The organism is Klebsiella sp. X1-16S-Nf21 (genome assembly GCF_002837615.1).
Lineage (GTDB): Bacteria > Pseudomonadota > Gammaproteobacteria > Enterobacterales > Enterobacteriaceae > Klebsiella > Klebsiella variicola.
On the sequence record NZ_PJDK01000067.1, the window covers coordinates 1 to 14,431 of the forward strand.

Sequence of the window (14,431 nt, forward strand, 5' to 3'; positions counted from 1 at the left end):
GCGGATCGTCGGCCCCATGTAGCGGCCATTGATCCCCCAGACGGGGGCGCGAGTGCCTGGCGTAAACGACCAGTGCGAACGCTGCAGCGTCAGAAACAGCGGCTGACCGCGACGCGATTCCAGCAGCGGCGGAACCGGCAGCGCAAGCTGCTGGCCGGCGGCATGGGCTTTCAGCGGCGCGGCGCCAGCGCACAGCGCTACGCCGGAAGCCTTAATAAACTGACGCCGACTGAGTGACATATTAACTCCATGACATACTGACAAATGAAAAAGGGAATTCGTTTCCCGCCAGCAATACGCGCGCGTTGGCGGCGTTTCCTGTCTTATGACTTTTTAGCCGCTTCGCGCGCGGCCACTTCGTTGTCCAGCTCAGCAATTTTGGCGGCCATCAGCTCGCGGCAATGCGTCGCCAGCGCGCGCACGTTGTCTTTACCGAACTGGCTGGTATCCACCGGCGGCAGCATCTCAACAATCACCAGACCGTTGTTCCAGCGGTTGAGCTTAATTTTGTTCGATGTGTTGGACACGCACACCGGAATAATCGGTACGCCAGCGGCGATCGCCGCGTGAAAGGCGCCGGTTTTAAAAGGCAGCAGGCCGCGGCCGCGACTGCGGGTCCCTTCCGGGAACATCCAGAACGAAATTTTACGCTTTTTAAAGGCATTCACCACTTCAGCAATGGTGCCATGCGCTTTGGTTCGGTTATTACGGTCAATCAGCAGGTTGCCCGTCAGCCAGTAGAGCTGGCCAAAGAACGGGATCCACAGCAGGCTTTTTTTACCTACGGTGACCGTCGGCGGCTGCACGATGTTCGACGCCGTCACCATATCATAGTTGTTCTGGTGGTTAGCGATGTAGATCGCGTTGCCATAGCTTTCCGCATCAGCAGGTTTGCGCAGTTCCACCTTCAGGCCAAATACCGGAGATAAGCGGCCAAACAGATGGCCGAAAGTGGCAACATGTTTTGGATTACGCGGGCTGAACAAGCAGTACAGACAGCCAAGTATGCACACCACGATGCAATAAATGACCACGAAAATTACTCGAAAAATGAATAGCATAGCTACCTCTAAAACCCAAACCGCTTAGAATTATTCGCTGCTGACAGAAGGCAGGCTCATCAGTTCTGCGCAGGCCGGGACCGTTCTTCCTGGGTCCCTGGTGATGGACATTGTTAATCGCAACGCCTGAATAAACAACGATTTTGCGGCATTTTTTCGCCTCCTCCCGTCAAAGACGGGAGGAGTGGCGTTTACTCTTCACTATCGCCTGCCGCGGCGCGGCGCGGCGAGTCGATTTCAACACGGTCGATCTTCTGCAGCCCGCGCATCAGCGAACCGCGGCGACCACGCTCGCCGGTGACTTTTTGCAGCTCTTCCGGACGCAGTTTGATTTTCCGTTTGCCAACATGGATGGTGAGCGTGCTCTGCGGTGGCAGGATAAACAGATGCGCCAGGCCATCCTGCCCGGCGGCGGCTTCCGCCGCAGGAATGCTGATAATTTTGTTGCCCTTGCCTTTCGACAGCTGCGGTAGATCGCTCACCGGGAACATCAGCATCCGTCCGGCTGCCGTGATGGCCAGCAGCATATCGGACTCGTCCTCAATCACCAGCGGCGGCATCACGTGCGCGTTGTCAGGCAGGGTGATCAGCGCTTTACCGGCACGGTTGCGCGCCACCAGATCGTTGAAGGTGCAGACAAAACCGTAGCCCGCGTCGGAAGCCATCAGCAGCTTACGATCGTCGCTTTCCATCAGCATATGTTCCACGGTCGCCCCCGGCGGCAGAGTCAGCTTACCGGTAAGCGGCTCGCCCTGGCCACGCGCGGAAGGCAGGGTAATCGGATCGATGGCATAGCTGCGCCCGGTGGTATCGATAAACACCACCGGCTGGTTGCTCTTGCCTTTCGCCGAGGCCTTCCAGCTGTCGCCCGCTTTATAGCTCAAGCCCTGAGCGTCGATGTCGTGCCCTTTGGCGCTCCGCACCCAGCCCATCTGCGACAGAACGATAGTCACTGGCTCAGACGGCTGCATATCATGCTCGCTCATCGCTTTCGCTTCTTCACGTTCGTGAAGCGGCGAGCGGCGTTCGTCACCGAAAGCATCGGCATCAGCCTGCAGCTCTTTTTTCAGCAGGTTGTTCATTTTACGCTCAGAAGCCAGAATCGCCTGCAGCTGGTCGCGCTCTTTTTCCAGCTCGTCCTGCTCGCCGCGGATCTTCATCTCTTCCAGTTTGGCGAGGTGGCGCAGTTTTAATTCCAGAATCGCTTCCGCCTGGGTTTCGCTGATGCCAAAGCGCGACATCAGGGCTGGCTTCGGTTCATCTTCGGTGCGGATGATCTCGATCACTTCATCGATATTGAGAAACGCCACCAGCAAACCTTCAAGGATATGCAGGCGCTTAAGCACTTTCTCTAACCGATGGTTCAGACGGCGACGCACGGTATCGCGACGGAACACCAGCCACTCGCTGAGGATCTCCAGCAGGTTTTTCACCGCCGGGCGTCCGTCGAGGCCGATCATATTGAGGTTGATGCGGTAGCTTTTTTCCAGATCGGTAGTAGCAAACAGGTGGTTCATCACCTGTTCCATATCCACCCGGTTGGAGCGCGGGACGATCACCAGACGGGTCGGGTTTTCGTGGTCCGATTCGTCGCGCAGATCGTCAACCATCGGCAGCTTTTTATTGCGCATCTGCGCCGCAATCTGCTCCAGCACTTTGGCGCCGGAAACCTGGTGCGGCAGCGCGCTAATCACCACCGCGCCGTCCTCTTTGCTCCACACCGCGCGCATGCGCACTGAGCCGCGTCCGTTCTGGTAGATTTTGCGAATTTCCGCCCGCGAGGTGATGATCTCCGCCTCGGTCGGGAAATCCGGCCCCTGCACGATATCCAGCAGTTCGTCGAGAGTCGTTTTCGGCTGCTCAATCAGGGTAATAGCCGCTTTGGCCACTTCACGCAGGTTGTGCGGCGGAATATCAGTGGCCATACCCACCGCGATGCCGGTGGTGCCATTAAGCAGGATGTTCGGTAGACGCGCAGGCAGCATTTTCGGCTCCTGCAGCGTCCCGTCAAAGTTTGGTACCCAGTCGACCGTTCCCTGTCCCAGCTCGCTGAGCAGCAGTTCAGCATACTTCGACAGGCGGGACTCGGTGTAACGCATGGCGGCGAAGGATTTCGGATCGTCCGGCGCACCCCAGTTTCCCTGCCCGTCTACCAGCGGGTAACGGTAAGAGAACGGCTGCGCCATCAGCACCATCGCTTCATAGCAGGCGCTGTCGCCGTGCGGGTGATATTTACCCAACACGTCGCCGACGGTGCGGGCGGACTTTTTGAATTTCGCGCTGGCGTTCAGCCCCAGCTCGGACATCGCGTAGACGATGCGACGCTGGACCGGTTTTAAGCCATCGCCAATAAACGGTAATGCCCTGTCCATGATCACATACATGGAGTAGTTCAGGTAAGCATTTTCCGTAAATTCATGCAGCGCAAGGCGCTCTGCCATATCGCTCATTAATCGTGGATCCTCAATCTGGGTACCGACCGTTCGGACGGCAAAACTACCCGCGATAATACCCGATCTCACGCCCTGAGTCACAGGCCGTGAGATCGGCTGAGGATTCCGTCACGCTTAATCAGGCCAGCGGCAGATAAATATCGGTTTGCAGTTCATGCTCAGCCACCTCATGGACAAAATTGAGGTAACGGAAGTACACCGGAAAATCCCGTAACGTCTCGCCTGACGCGGGTAACCAGTCGCGATAGAGAAACCAAACGCTGTTCGCCAGCGTGTCCAGCGAGCCGTGATGGCGCACGACGGCGCAGCGTCCGCCGGGGATTTCGCCGTTAATCACGCCAAAGGCGTTTTCACCGACCGGCCCAGCGACCGTACCGCAGATATCAAAACGAAATGCCTCCTGCGGGGTGGTCTGCGGATCGTCCCAGGCGATACCCCAGGTATCGCTGGTGGCGACGGGCGATAATCCGCTCGTCTTACGCCAGGCGATAAAACACGCGGCGGTGGCGTTGACAAGGTCCGGGCTGCCGCGATGTTGCAGTACGGCTATCCGGGTGGTGGGGAAGGAAATGATGTTGACGTCCATCGACGTTTGCTCCTGTAGCGTATGTTTCGGTACGCGTCGATGCCACTCGGCCCAGTCCGGTTGCTGACGGAATTGGGTCGGGCTTTGGTCAAACGCGGTACGGAAGGCACGACTGAACGACTCCGCATTCTGAAATCCGGCATCAAGGGCAATATCGATGACTTTATCGCGGGGGTTGAACGCCAGGCGCCAACAGGCGCGTCGCAGACGCAACCACTGAATATACCGGTACAATGGAATGCCGGTATAAGCGCTAAATTGCCGGTGAAAATGGTAAGGCGAACTGTGCGCTATCGCGCTCAGCATCTCCAGCGACAGCGGCTCATCAAGATGGCGCGCAATGTACCTACAGACACGCTGGAAGCGCCCGACATACGCCGGGCTGGCCTTAATATCGTTCATCGTCTCCTCCTCGCGACATACTCTGACAGAGCGAGGATCGCGATGCCTGACCGATCTTGCGCTTATCTGACGAAGACTTATGGCGCGATTTTACGGATCTGTTTAACGTCGATTTCTACTGAGTTCCAGTCCTTATCGACTTCCCCCTGAATTTCTACTGTGTCCTGCGGGCCGACGGTCACGCCGTTCCAGCGCTTGTGGTCGATATCGACATTGATCACCCCGGAAGCATCCTGGAATTTATACAGATCGTCAGAAATGCGCTCGGTTATCTTGCCGCGCAGGGTCACCCAGGTATCGTCCCGCAGCGATTTGGCATTGGCGACGGTGGTCACCGCGCCGCTCGGGCCGGTGAATCCGCCAGCCTGCGCGGTGGAACTGACCTGCGTGGTCGAAGAAGGACCGGTAAACCCGCCCTGTTCGGCAGCCAGCACCGGCATGGAAACCAGGGCAACGATCGCGGTCATCGCAGCAATTTTCTTCATGATGTGTTCTCCCTTCGTGTTGATATGGCTCCTATTACGCCCGACAAAACTTAACGACTTCTTAAGCGGAAAAAAGAAATTTTAATGCTGTACATCACCCGCTTCAACGCGGTTTACTGCGCAAAGAAACAGGATCGTCGGAGGGAAACATGCGCATATTACTGGTGGAAGATGACAAGCTGATCGGCGACGGCATCAAAGCCGGGCTGAGCAAAATGGGCTTCAGCATTGACTGGTTTACCGCCGGGCTGGAGGGCAAAAATGCCTTATATAGCGCCCCCTACGACGCCGCAATCCTGGATCTCACCCTCCCCGGCATCGATGGCCTCGATATTCTGCGCGAATGGCGGGACAAGGGCCGCCATGAGCCAGTGCTGATCCTTACCGCCCGCGATGCGCTCAGCCAGCGAGTGGAGGGGCTACGGCTCGGCGCCGATGACTATCTGTGCAAACCTTTCGCCCTGATTGAAGTGGCGGCGCGCCTCGAAGCGTTGATCCGTCGCGCGCACGGCCAGAGCAGCAGCGAGTTGCGCCACGGCAAGGTGAGCCTCGACCCGAACCGCTTAACCGCCAGCCTCGACGGCGAGAGCCTAGTGCTAAAGCCGAAAGAGTTCGCCCTGCTGGAACTGCTGCTGCGTAACGCTGGTCGCGTACTGCCGCGCAAGCTTATCGAAGAAAAGCTCTACACCTGGGACGACGAGGTCTCCAGCAACGCCGTGGAAGTTCACGTCCATCATCTGCGCCGCAAACTCGGTAGCGGATTTATCCGCACTGTCCACGGCATCGGCTATACCCTGGGTGACGCATGAAACGACTTGCCCGCCTGAGCCTGCGCGTCCGTCTGACGCTGCTGTTTGCTGTGCTGACCGCGGCCGCCTGGGGCGTCGCCAGCGTGATCGCCTGGCAGCAAACCAGCAAAAAGCTGGATAAGCTGTTCGATACCCAGCAGTTGCTGTTCGCCCGTCGCCTGAGCGCCATGCATTTCGATGAACTCCGCGCCCCGCCCGCATCGCTCGGTGAAAAGAAAAAGGTACGGCATGGACACATCGACGACGACGCGCTGGCGTTCGCCATCTTCACCCGCGACGGCACCATGGTGCTCAACGACGGCGAGAATGGAGAGGATATCCAGTGGAACTCGCAGCGCGAGGGGTTCAGCAATGGCTACCTGCGCGGCGATGATGACGAGTGGCGCTTCCTGTGGTTAACCACTGCCGATGATCGCCATCGCATCGTCGTCGGTCAGGAGTGGGATTATCGGCGCGAAATGGCGATGGATATCGTGACCTCGCAGCTCACCCCGTGGATGATCGCCCTGCCGCTGATGTTCGTGCTGCTTATCGTGCTGTTAAGCCGCGAACTGGCGCCGTTGAAAAAGCTGGCGCGCACGCTGCGCCTGCGCGCGCCGGACTCAGCGGAATCGCTCAGCGTGGAGAAGATCCCCTCCGAAGTCCGCCCGCTGGTCGAGGCTCTGAATCAGCTGTTCCAGCGCACCCATGACGCCATGCTGCGCGAACGTCGGTTTACCTCTGATGCCGCCCATGAGCTGCGCAGCCCGCTGGCGGCGCTGAAGGTACAGACCGACGTCGCCCAGCTCTCTATGGACGATGCAGAAGGACGTGAGAAAGCGCTGGCCCAGCTCCACCAGGGGATCGATCGCGCCACCCGGCTGGTCGATCAACTGCTGACGCTGTCGCGGCTGGACTCACTCGCCCAACTGGACGACGTGCAGCCGGTCGCCATCGACGACCTGCTGCAGTCGGCGGTCATGGAGATGTATCACCATGCGCAGCAGTCCGCCATTGAACTACGCCTACACCTGAATGCCAGTCATATCGTTCACACCGGCCAGCCGCTGCTGCTCAGCCTGCTGGTGCGCAACCTGCTGGATAATGCCGTACGCTATAGCCCGCGCGGCAGCCAGGTTGATATCACCCTCAACGCCCGCGAGTTTCGGGTGCGTGATAACGGCCCAGGCATTAGCCCGCAGGCGCTGGCGCGCATCGGCGAGCGTTTTTATCGCCCGCCGGGGCAGGACGCGCCGGGCAGCGGCCTGGGCCTGTCTATCGTCCGACGCATCGCCTCGCTGCACGGCATGCAGGTTGATTTCGCCAACGCGCGCGACGGCGGCTTCGAAGCCCGCGTGTACTGGTAGCGAGATTATTGCTCATTTGGCAAAAGACTTTGCACATTTTGCTCATTTTACTGCCCCGCTTCGCGGGGTAAGATCATCGGCAAATTTTCAAGATTGAGGACAAATGATGAGCAACATCCTGATTATCAATGGCGCAAAAAAGTTCGCGCACTCGAATGGCCAGCTGAACGACACCCTGACCGAGGTCGCGGAGAGTTATCTGCGCGACGCCGGGCACGATGTTAAAAGCGTTCGCGCCGAAAGCGAGTACGACGTAAAAGCAGAAGTGCAGAATTTCCTCTGGGCCGATGTGGTGATCTGGCAGATGCCGGGCTGGTGGATGGGCGCCCCGTGGACGGTGAAGAAATATATGGATGATGTCTTTACCGAAGGCCACGGCTCGCTGTACGCCAGCGACGGTCGTACCCGCTCCGACGCCAGCAAAAAATATGGCTCCGGCGGCCTGGTGCAGGGGAAAAAATATATGCTCTCCCTGACCTGGAACGCGCCGATGGAAGCCTTCACCGACGAAGACCAGTTCTTCCACGGCGTCGGCGTTGACGGCGTTTACCTGCCGTTCCATAAGGCTAACCAGTTCCTGGGAATGGAAGCGCTGCCGACCTTTATCGCCAACGACGTGATTAAAATGCCTGATGTCCCACGGTATATCGCAGAATATCGCAAGCATCTGGCGGAAATTTTTGGTTAACTACAGGTCTACGCTCTACATATTTCGAGTTATTCGAACCTGGAGTATGACGAGATACACACAGAAGGAGTTGAGTTAACCATGTTAACAGTGATTGCAGAAATCCGTACCCGCCCGGGCCAGCACCACCGTCAGGCGGTTCTCGATCAGTTCGCGAAAATCATTCCGACCGTTTTGCAGGAGGCCGGCTGCCACGGCTACGCGCCCATGGTAGATCATGCCGCCGGCGTCAGCTTCCAGACCACGGCCCCCGACTCTATCGTCATGGTGGAGCAGTGGGAAAGCGTCGCGCATCTTGAAGCGCACCTGCAAACGCCGCACATGAAAGCCTGGTCGGAAGCGGTCAAAGGCGATGTGCTGGAGACCACCATCCGTATCCTGCAGCCTGGCGTCTAAGCCCGCCGACGCAGTCGTGAAATGAAAAAGGGAGCCTGAGGCTCCCTTTTACGTCAGGCGCAGCGTACAAACTTACACTTCCAGATCCGCCATATCGCCCTTCTCCTGCAGCCAGTTGCGACGGTCTTCGGAACGCTTCTTGGCCAGCAGCATGTCCATCATCGCCGTGGTCTGCTGCTCATCCTCATCGCTGATCACCAGTTGCACCAGCCGGCGGGTATTCGGATCAAGCGTGGTTTCCCGCAGTTGCATTGGGTTCATCTCACCCAGACCTTTAAAGCGCTGGACGTTTGGCTTGCCCTTCTTACGCTTCAGCTGCTCCAGCACGCCGGTTTTTTCTTCTTCCGTCAGCGCGTAGTAGACCTCTTTACCGAGATCGATACGGTACAGCGGCGGCAGCGCGACGTAGACGTGCCCCTCTTTCACCAGAGTACGGAAATGTCTCACAAACAGCGCGCACAGCAGGGTGGCAATGTGCAGGCCATCGGAATCGGCATCCGCCAGAATACAAATTTTGCCGTAGCGCAGCTGGCTTAAATCATCGCTATCCGGGTCAATACCAATCGCCACCGAAATGTCGTGCACTTCTTGCGAAGCTAACACTTCATCGGACGAGACTTCCCAGGTATTCAGGATCTTGCCTTTCAGCGGCATGATCGCCTGATATTCGCGATCGCGCGCCTGCTTGGCTGAACCGCCCGCCGAGTCCCCTTCGACGAGGAACAGCTCGGTGCGGTTCAGGTCCTGGGCGGTGCAGTCTGCCAGCTTACCCGGCAATGCCGGACCGCTGGTCAGCTTTTTACGCACCACTTTCTTGGCGGCGCGCAGACGACGCTGGGCGCTGGAGATAGCCATCTCCGCCAGCAGTTCGGCAGCCTGTACGTTCTGGTTCAGCCACAGACTGAAGGCATCTTTCACCACGCCGGAGACGAACGCCGCGCACTGGCGCGACGACAGACGCTCTTTGGTTTGCCCGGCGAACTGCGGATCCTGCATTTTCACCGACAGCACGTAGGCGCAGCGATCCCAGATATCTTCCGCTGACAGCTTCACGCCGCGCGGCAGGATATTACGGTATTCGCAGAACTCGCGCATCGCATCCAGCAGTCCCTGACGCAGACCGTTAACGTGCGTCCCGCCCTGCATGGTCGGGATCAGGTTGACGTAGCTTTCGGTCAGCAATTCGCCGCCTTCCGGCAGCCACAGCAGCGCCCAGTCCACGGCTTCCGTCTCGCCGGAGAAGGTGCCGACGAACGGTTTTTCCGGCAGCAGCGGCAGGCCGTTTACGGCTTCGCACAGGTAGTCGTTAAGGCCATCGGCATAGCACCAGCGCTGCTCGCTGTCGTTGACCTGATCGCGAAACACGATTTCCACGCCGGGACACAGCACCGCTTTCGCTTTTAACAGATGGGTCAAACGCGAAACGGAGAAACGCGGGCTGTCGAAGAAGCTTTCGTCCGGCCAGAAATGGACGCTGGTCCCGGTATTGCGTTTGCCACAGGTACCAGTGACGTGCAGATCTTCTACTTTTTCACCGTTTTCAAAGGCGATGCTGTAGACCTGACCGTCGCGACGAACCGTTACCTCTACGCGTTTTGACAGGGCGTTGACCACCGAGATCCCCACCCCGTGCAGGCCGCCGGAAAACTGGTAGTTTTTGTTGGAAAACTTACCGCCCGCGTGCAGTCGGCAGAGGATCAGCTCAACCGCCGGCACCCCTTCTTCCGGGTGAATGTCGACCGGCATGCCGCGCCCGTCGTCAATGACTTCCAGGGACTGGTCGGCATGAAGGATAACTTCCACGCGTTTGGCGTGGCCTGCCAGCGCTTCATCGACACTGTTATCAATAACTTCCTGACCAAGATGGTTAGGACGGGTGGTGTCGGTATACATGCCCGGACGGCGGCGCACCGGCTCTAGCCCGGTGAGTACCTCAATGGCATCAGCGTTATATGAAGATTGCGTCATGGTGTGTATTCGTAGGTCGTTCAGGGCCGTTTAGCACAGGCCGAGAAATTCGATAATCTGAGTGAAATGATCGTCAAAGCCGACAAATGCGTGATTACCGCCCTCCTCCACCGTTTGCCGGCAGGAGGCGTAGTAATGAACGGCCTGGCGGTAATCAAGCACTTCATCCCCGGTCTGCTGCAGCAGCCAGAGTAAATCCGGCGCTTCAAGCGGGTCGATTTGCATGACCTTGAGATCGTAAATATGGCGAGACTCTAGCACATATTGCTGCCCGGTGTATGGATTCTCATTGTGGCCGAGAAAATTGTTCAGCAGTTCAAACGGGCGCACCGCCGGGTTGACGACCACCGCCGGCACCATAAAGCACTGCGACAGCCAGGTCGCGTAGTAGCCGCCCAGCGACGACCCCACAACCCCGAGTGGCTCGCCGCCATGCTCCAGCACAATGGATTCCAGCAGCTCTGCTGTTTCAGCCGGATAAGGCGGCAGCTCCGGTACCACCATGGTGATATCGGGGTGCTGCTGCGACAGCCAGGTCTTTAACGCCATCGCCTTCGCCGAGCGCGGGGAACTGTTAAAGCCGTGCAGATAAAGAAGCGTCGCCATCAGTAGCCTTCTGAAGCAATATCCGGGTGGAACTCGGCGCCTTCCAGGCGGCACACTTCGGTGGTCAGCGTCCCGTCAGGATGCAGCTCCAGCCAGCGCCAGCCGGGTGAGACGGTATCCAGAGTGAAATTGGCGCAGTGTGGTTTGAACTGGACGCAGGTCGACGGCGTCGCCATCATGCGCCGGCCATTCCAGTCCAGATCCAGCTCCTGATGAATATGGCCGCACAGCAGATGTCTCACCCGCGGCCAGGCGCTCAGCGCGCGGTCCAGCGCGCCAGCGTTGCGCAGGCTGTGTTGGTCCAGCCAGCTACAGCCAGCAGGCAGCGGATGGTGGTGCAGCAGGAGTAAGGTATAACGCTCCGGCGCTTCTGCCAGCTTGTGTTCGAGCCACTCCAGCTGGAAGTCGCTCAGCTCGCCATGGGGAACGCCAAACACCTGGCTGTCCAGCAGCAGGATCTGCCAGTGGTCACCGAGAAACACGCGCTTGGCGGGTGAAATGCCTGACGCCTGCAGCGTACTGTACATCGCCGGCTGGAAATCATGGTTACCCGGTAGCCAGACGCAGGGTGCAGCAAAACTCGCGATACCCTCAGCAAAATGCTGATAGGCCGCGGAGGAGTGGTCCTGCGCCAGATCGCCTGTTGCGACAATCAGATCGCATGGACGCTGTGAGGCATGAATAGCCGACAGTACGGCCTGATAACTTTCCCAGGTATTAATGCCTAACAACGTTTCATGTTTTTCAGCAAACAGGTGAGTATCAGTAATTTGTAAGATCCTGACTCTGGCCTCACCAGCCAGAGGTAGGTTTAACAGGCTTTCCAAATGGTGTCCTTAGGTTTAACGACGCTAACAAACCGGAATCGCCATCGCTCCATGTGCTAAACAGTAACGCAGCCAGTCGGCCAGAAACTGGTTAATTTGATGCTTTTCGTCGCGTTGATGCAACTTTTTATTAGGATAATCATACCGCGCTTTGAAGCGAAAGATCTGCTGACTCGAACACACTTCGGCCACCATGGCGTCATGGTAGAGGCGAACGGTCATCGACGGCAGGCTCCAGTAGCTTACCGCAGGCAGAGTCTGTTCTATCGCCACCAGAGTAGTGTAGCGGGTCGATTCAACTATCGTTAACCGATACTGCGCGCTTCCCACCTGATAACTTACCTTCTCACCCGCTGCATCCGTTCGCGGCAACAGGCGGCGCAACTGCGCGAAGTTGGTCTCGCACAGGCGCATCATCTCAGGGAAGTCAGGTGTATAACGCTTCATTTTGTCCACTCGTTTCGTAAATTGTGATAATGCAATTGCAGCCATTGCAAGGCGATGACAGAGGCTGCGTTATCGATTTTCCCCTCTTCTACCCACTGGTAAGCCTGTTCCCGGCTCACCACATGCACCCGAATATCCTCGTTTTCCTCGGCCAGGCCGTGAATGCCTTTTGCCGTGGATGCATCAACTTCTCCCACCAGGATCGATAACCGTTCGCTGGTGCCGCCAGGACTGGCCAGATAGCTTAATATTGGTTTCGTCCGCCCGACTTCAAGTCCGGCCTCCTCCAGCGCTTCCCGACGGGCAACGTCTTCCACCGTTTCCCCCGCTTCGATCATGCCGGCGACCATTTCGAGCAGCCACGGGCTCTCGCTGGTATCATAGGCGGCAATACGGATTTGTTCGACGAGCACCACTTCGTCCCGCACCGGGTCAAAGGGTAGCAAGACGGCGGCATGCCCGCGCTCAAAAATTTCACGGGTGACTTCGCCGCTCATGCCGCCGTTAAACAGGCGGTGGCGAAAACGGTATAAATCGAGCGAAAAAAAACCACGATACAGCGTTTCGCGTGCAATAATTTCTACATCATTTTTGAAGAAGGTAATTCCCTGCTGAATGGGTTTGCTCATTGTCATGTCCTGCTAATCCGAAATTAGGGATTTCCAGACCGTTTGGCTACCGTTTTACGGTCCGTATGTTAGATTGGTGCAAATTACCGCCGGATGGCACGTAACGCCAACTTTTTACGGCGGCAGAATCGATACAATCAGCGGAATTTTTCTTAGAATTAGACCAGCGCTAAATGCTTCACAACAAGGAATGCAAATGAAGAAATTGCTCCCCATTCTTATCGGCCTGAGCCTGACCGGGTTCAGCGCCATGAGCCAGGCGGAAAACCTGCTTCAGGTTTACCAGCAGGCGCGCATCAGCAACCCCGATCTGCGTAAATCGGCAGCCGATCGTGACGCCGCGTTCGAAAAGATCAATGAAGCGCGCAGTCCATTACTGCCTCAGCTTGGGCTGGGAGCGGATTATACCTATAACAATGGCTATCGCGACAGCAACGGCATCAATTCAAACGTCACCAGCGGCTCGCTGCAGTTAACGCAGGTTCTGTTTGATATGTCGAAATGGCGCGCCCTGACGCTGCAGGAAAAAACGGCAGGCATTCAGGATGTCACGTATCAGACCGATCAGCAAACGCTGATTCTGAATACCGCGACGGCCTATTTTAAAGTGCTGGCCGCCATCGACACGCTCTCCTATACCGAAGCGCAGAAACAGGCCATTTACCGCCAGTTGGATCAAACCACGCAGCGCTTTAACGTAGGCCTGGTGGCGATCACTGACGTACAGAACGCCCGTTCACAATACGACGCCGTGCTGGCGAACGAAGTCACCGCGCGTAACGATCTCGACAACGCCGTCGAAGAACTGCGCCAGGTCACCGGTAACTACTATCCGGAGCTGGCCTCGCTGAATGTGAATGGCTTCAAAACCAACAAGCCGCAGGCGGTCAACGCCCTGCTGAAGGAAGCGGAGAACCGCAACCTGTCGCTGCTGCAGGCGCGTCTGAACCAGGACCTGGCTCGCGAGCAGATTCGCCAGGCGCAGGACGGGCATTTGCCGACGCTCAGCCTATCCGCGTCGAGTGGGGTATCGAATACTAGCTACAGTGGTTCAAAAACCCATAATAATCCTCAGCAATACCAGGATAACGATGCCGGGCAGAACCAAATCGGCCTGAACTTCTCTCTGCCACTGTATCAGGGTGGCGCGGTGACCTCGCAGGTCAAACAGGCGCAATACAACTTCGTTGGCGCCAGCGAGCAGCTGGAAAGCGCCCACCGCAGCGTCGTGCAGACTGTACGTTCGTCGTTTAACAACGTGAACGCCTCCATCAGCAGCATCAATGCCTACAAACAGGCGGTGGTCTCTGCGCAAAGCTCCCTGGATGCGATGGAAGCAGGCTACTCGGTGGGTACGCGTACCATCGTTGACGTCCTCGACGCCACCACCACGCTGTATAACGCCAAGCAGCAGCTCTCCAATGCGCGCTATAACTACCTGATCAACGAGCTGAACATTAAGTCGGCGTTAGGTACCCTGAACGAGCAGGATCTGGTCGCCCTGAACAACACGCTGGGCAAACCGATCCCCACCTCCGCAGACAGCGTCGCTCCGGAAAATCCACAGCAGGATGCCACCGCCGATGGCTACGGCAACACTACCGCAGCGGTGAAACCGGCGTCCGCACGGACCACCCAGAGCAGCGGCAGCAATCCGTTCCGTCAGTAATACCCATACTGTGACGCGCATCGCCTGTCCGTCGGACAGGCGATGCGTTAAACGTAAGG

Annotated in this window: 15 protein-coding genes; 5 read left to right on the forward strand and 10 right to left on the reverse strand. The window is 57.6% G+C overall.

Annotated elements, in window-relative coordinates; translation table 11 throughout:
- The 5 genes from CW267_RS23400 to CW267_RS23420 form a co-directional block, all read right to left on the reverse strand.
- Positions 1–240: twin-arginine translocation signal domain-containing protein (locus tag CW267_RS23400; protein WP_133124754.1), on the reverse strand; the 240-nt coding region annotated here is incomplete at its 3' end.
- A gap of 83 nt (positions 241–323) precedes the next feature.
- Positions 324–1,061 carry a 1-acylglycerol-3-phosphate O-acyltransferase gene (gene plsC / locus CW267_RS23405; protein ID WP_008806505.1) on the reverse strand — a complete coding sequence of 246 codons (738 nt, stop codon included), beginning with the start codon at positions 1,059–1,061 and terminating at the stop codon, positions 324–326.
- A gap of 191 nt (positions 1,062–1,252) precedes the next feature.
- Positions 1,253–3,511, reverse strand: a complete 2,259-nt coding sequence (parC, locus tag CW267_RS23410; RefSeq protein ID WP_008806506.1) for a DNA topoisomerase IV subunit A — start codon at positions 3,509–3,511, stop codon at positions 1,253–1,255.
- 121 nt (positions 3,512–3,632) lie between these two features.
- Positions 3,633–4,502: an AraC family transcriptional regulator gene (locus tag CW267_RS23415; protein ID WP_100781265.1), complete on the reverse strand. Its 870-nt coding sequence runs from the start codon at positions 4,500–4,502 to the stop codon at positions 3,633–3,635.
- Positions 4,503–4,579: 77 nt separating this feature from the next.
- Positions 4,580–4,987: a YgiW/YdeI family stress tolerance OB fold protein gene (locus tag CW267_RS23420; RefSeq protein ID WP_008806508.1), complete on the reverse strand. Its 408-nt coding sequence runs from the start codon at positions 4,985–4,987 to the stop codon at positions 4,580–4,582.
- Positions 4,988–5,136: 149 nt separating this feature from the next.
- Between CW267_RS23420 and qseB the strand changes: the two genes are divergently transcribed.
- The 4 genes from qseB to CW267_RS23440 all read left to right on the forward strand — a co-directional run bounded on the left by qseB (position 5,137) and on the right by CW267_RS23440 (position 8,226).
- The gene (gene qseB / locus CW267_RS23425; RefSeq protein ID WP_008806509.1) at positions 5,137–5,796 is read left to right on the forward strand and encodes a quorum sensing response regulator transcription factor QseB; all 660 of its coding nucleotides are present in this window, start codon (positions 5,137–5,139) and stop codon (positions 5,794–5,796) included.
- Positions 5,793–7,142, forward strand: coding sequence for a quorum sensing histidine kinase QseC (gene qseC, locus CW267_RS23430; protein WP_100781264.1), 1,350 nt, complete (start codon positions 5,793–5,795; stop codon positions 7,140–7,142). The genes qseB and qseC overlap by 4 nt, the downstream gene beginning before the upstream one ends.
- A 106-nt stretch (positions 7,143–7,248) precedes the next feature.
- A complete protein-coding gene (locus CW267_RS23435; RefSeq protein ID WP_008806511.1) occupies positions 7,249–7,830 on the forward strand; it encodes an NAD(P)H-dependent oxidoreductase in 582 nt (193 codons plus the stop codon).
- An 81-nt stretch (positions 7,831–7,911) separates the two neighbouring features.
- Positions 7,912–8,226 carry a putative quinol monooxygenase gene (locus CW267_RS23440; protein WP_008806512.1) on the forward strand — a complete coding sequence of 105 codons (315 nt, stop codon included), beginning with the start codon at positions 7,912–7,914 and terminating at the stop codon, positions 8,224–8,226.
- A gap of 72 nt (positions 8,227–8,298) precedes the next feature.
- Here the strand turns inward: CW267_RS23440 and parE are convergent, their stop codons facing one another.
- From parE to nudF, 5 genes are read right to left on the reverse strand one after another with little or no spacing between them, the layout of a single operon-like run.
- Positions 8,299–10,194, reverse strand: coding sequence for a DNA topoisomerase IV subunit B (parE, locus tag CW267_RS23445; RefSeq protein WP_008806513.1), 1,896 nt, complete (start codon positions 10,192–10,194; stop codon positions 8,299–8,301).
- A 30-nt stretch (positions 10,195–10,224) separates the two neighbouring features.
- Positions 10,225–10,800, reverse strand: a complete 576-nt coding sequence (gene yqiA / locus CW267_RS23450) for an esterase YqiA (protein WP_008806514.1) — start codon at positions 10,798–10,800, stop codon at positions 10,225–10,227.
- Complete coding sequence (gene cpdA / locus CW267_RS23455) at positions 10,800–11,627, reverse strand: 3',5'-cyclic-AMP phosphodiesterase (RefSeq protein WP_008806515.1); 828 nt, start codon at positions 11,625–11,627, stop codon at positions 10,800–10,802. Before cpdA ends, yqiA begins: the two co-directional genes overlap by 1 nt.
- Before the next feature lie 24 nt (positions 11,628–11,651).
- Entirely contained in the window at positions 11,652–12,074 is a 423-nt protein-coding gene (locus CW267_RS23460) for a DUF1249 family protein (protein ID WP_002916847.1), read from the reverse strand.
- Entirely contained in the window at positions 12,071–12,703 is a 633-nt protein-coding gene (gene nudF, locus CW267_RS23465; protein WP_008806516.1) for an ADP-ribose diphosphatase, read from the reverse strand. Before nudF ends, CW267_RS23460 begins: the two co-directional genes overlap by 4 nt.
- A gap of 196 nt (positions 12,704–12,899) precedes the next feature.
- On the opposite strand from nudF, the gene tolC reads away from it, so the two are divergent.
- Positions 12,900–14,372: an outer membrane channel protein TolC gene (gene tolC / locus CW267_RS23470; RefSeq protein ID WP_008806517.1), complete on the forward strand. Its 1,473-nt coding sequence runs from the start codon at positions 12,900–12,902 to the stop codon at positions 14,370–14,372.
- Positions 14,373–14,431 lie beyond the last annotated feature (59 nt).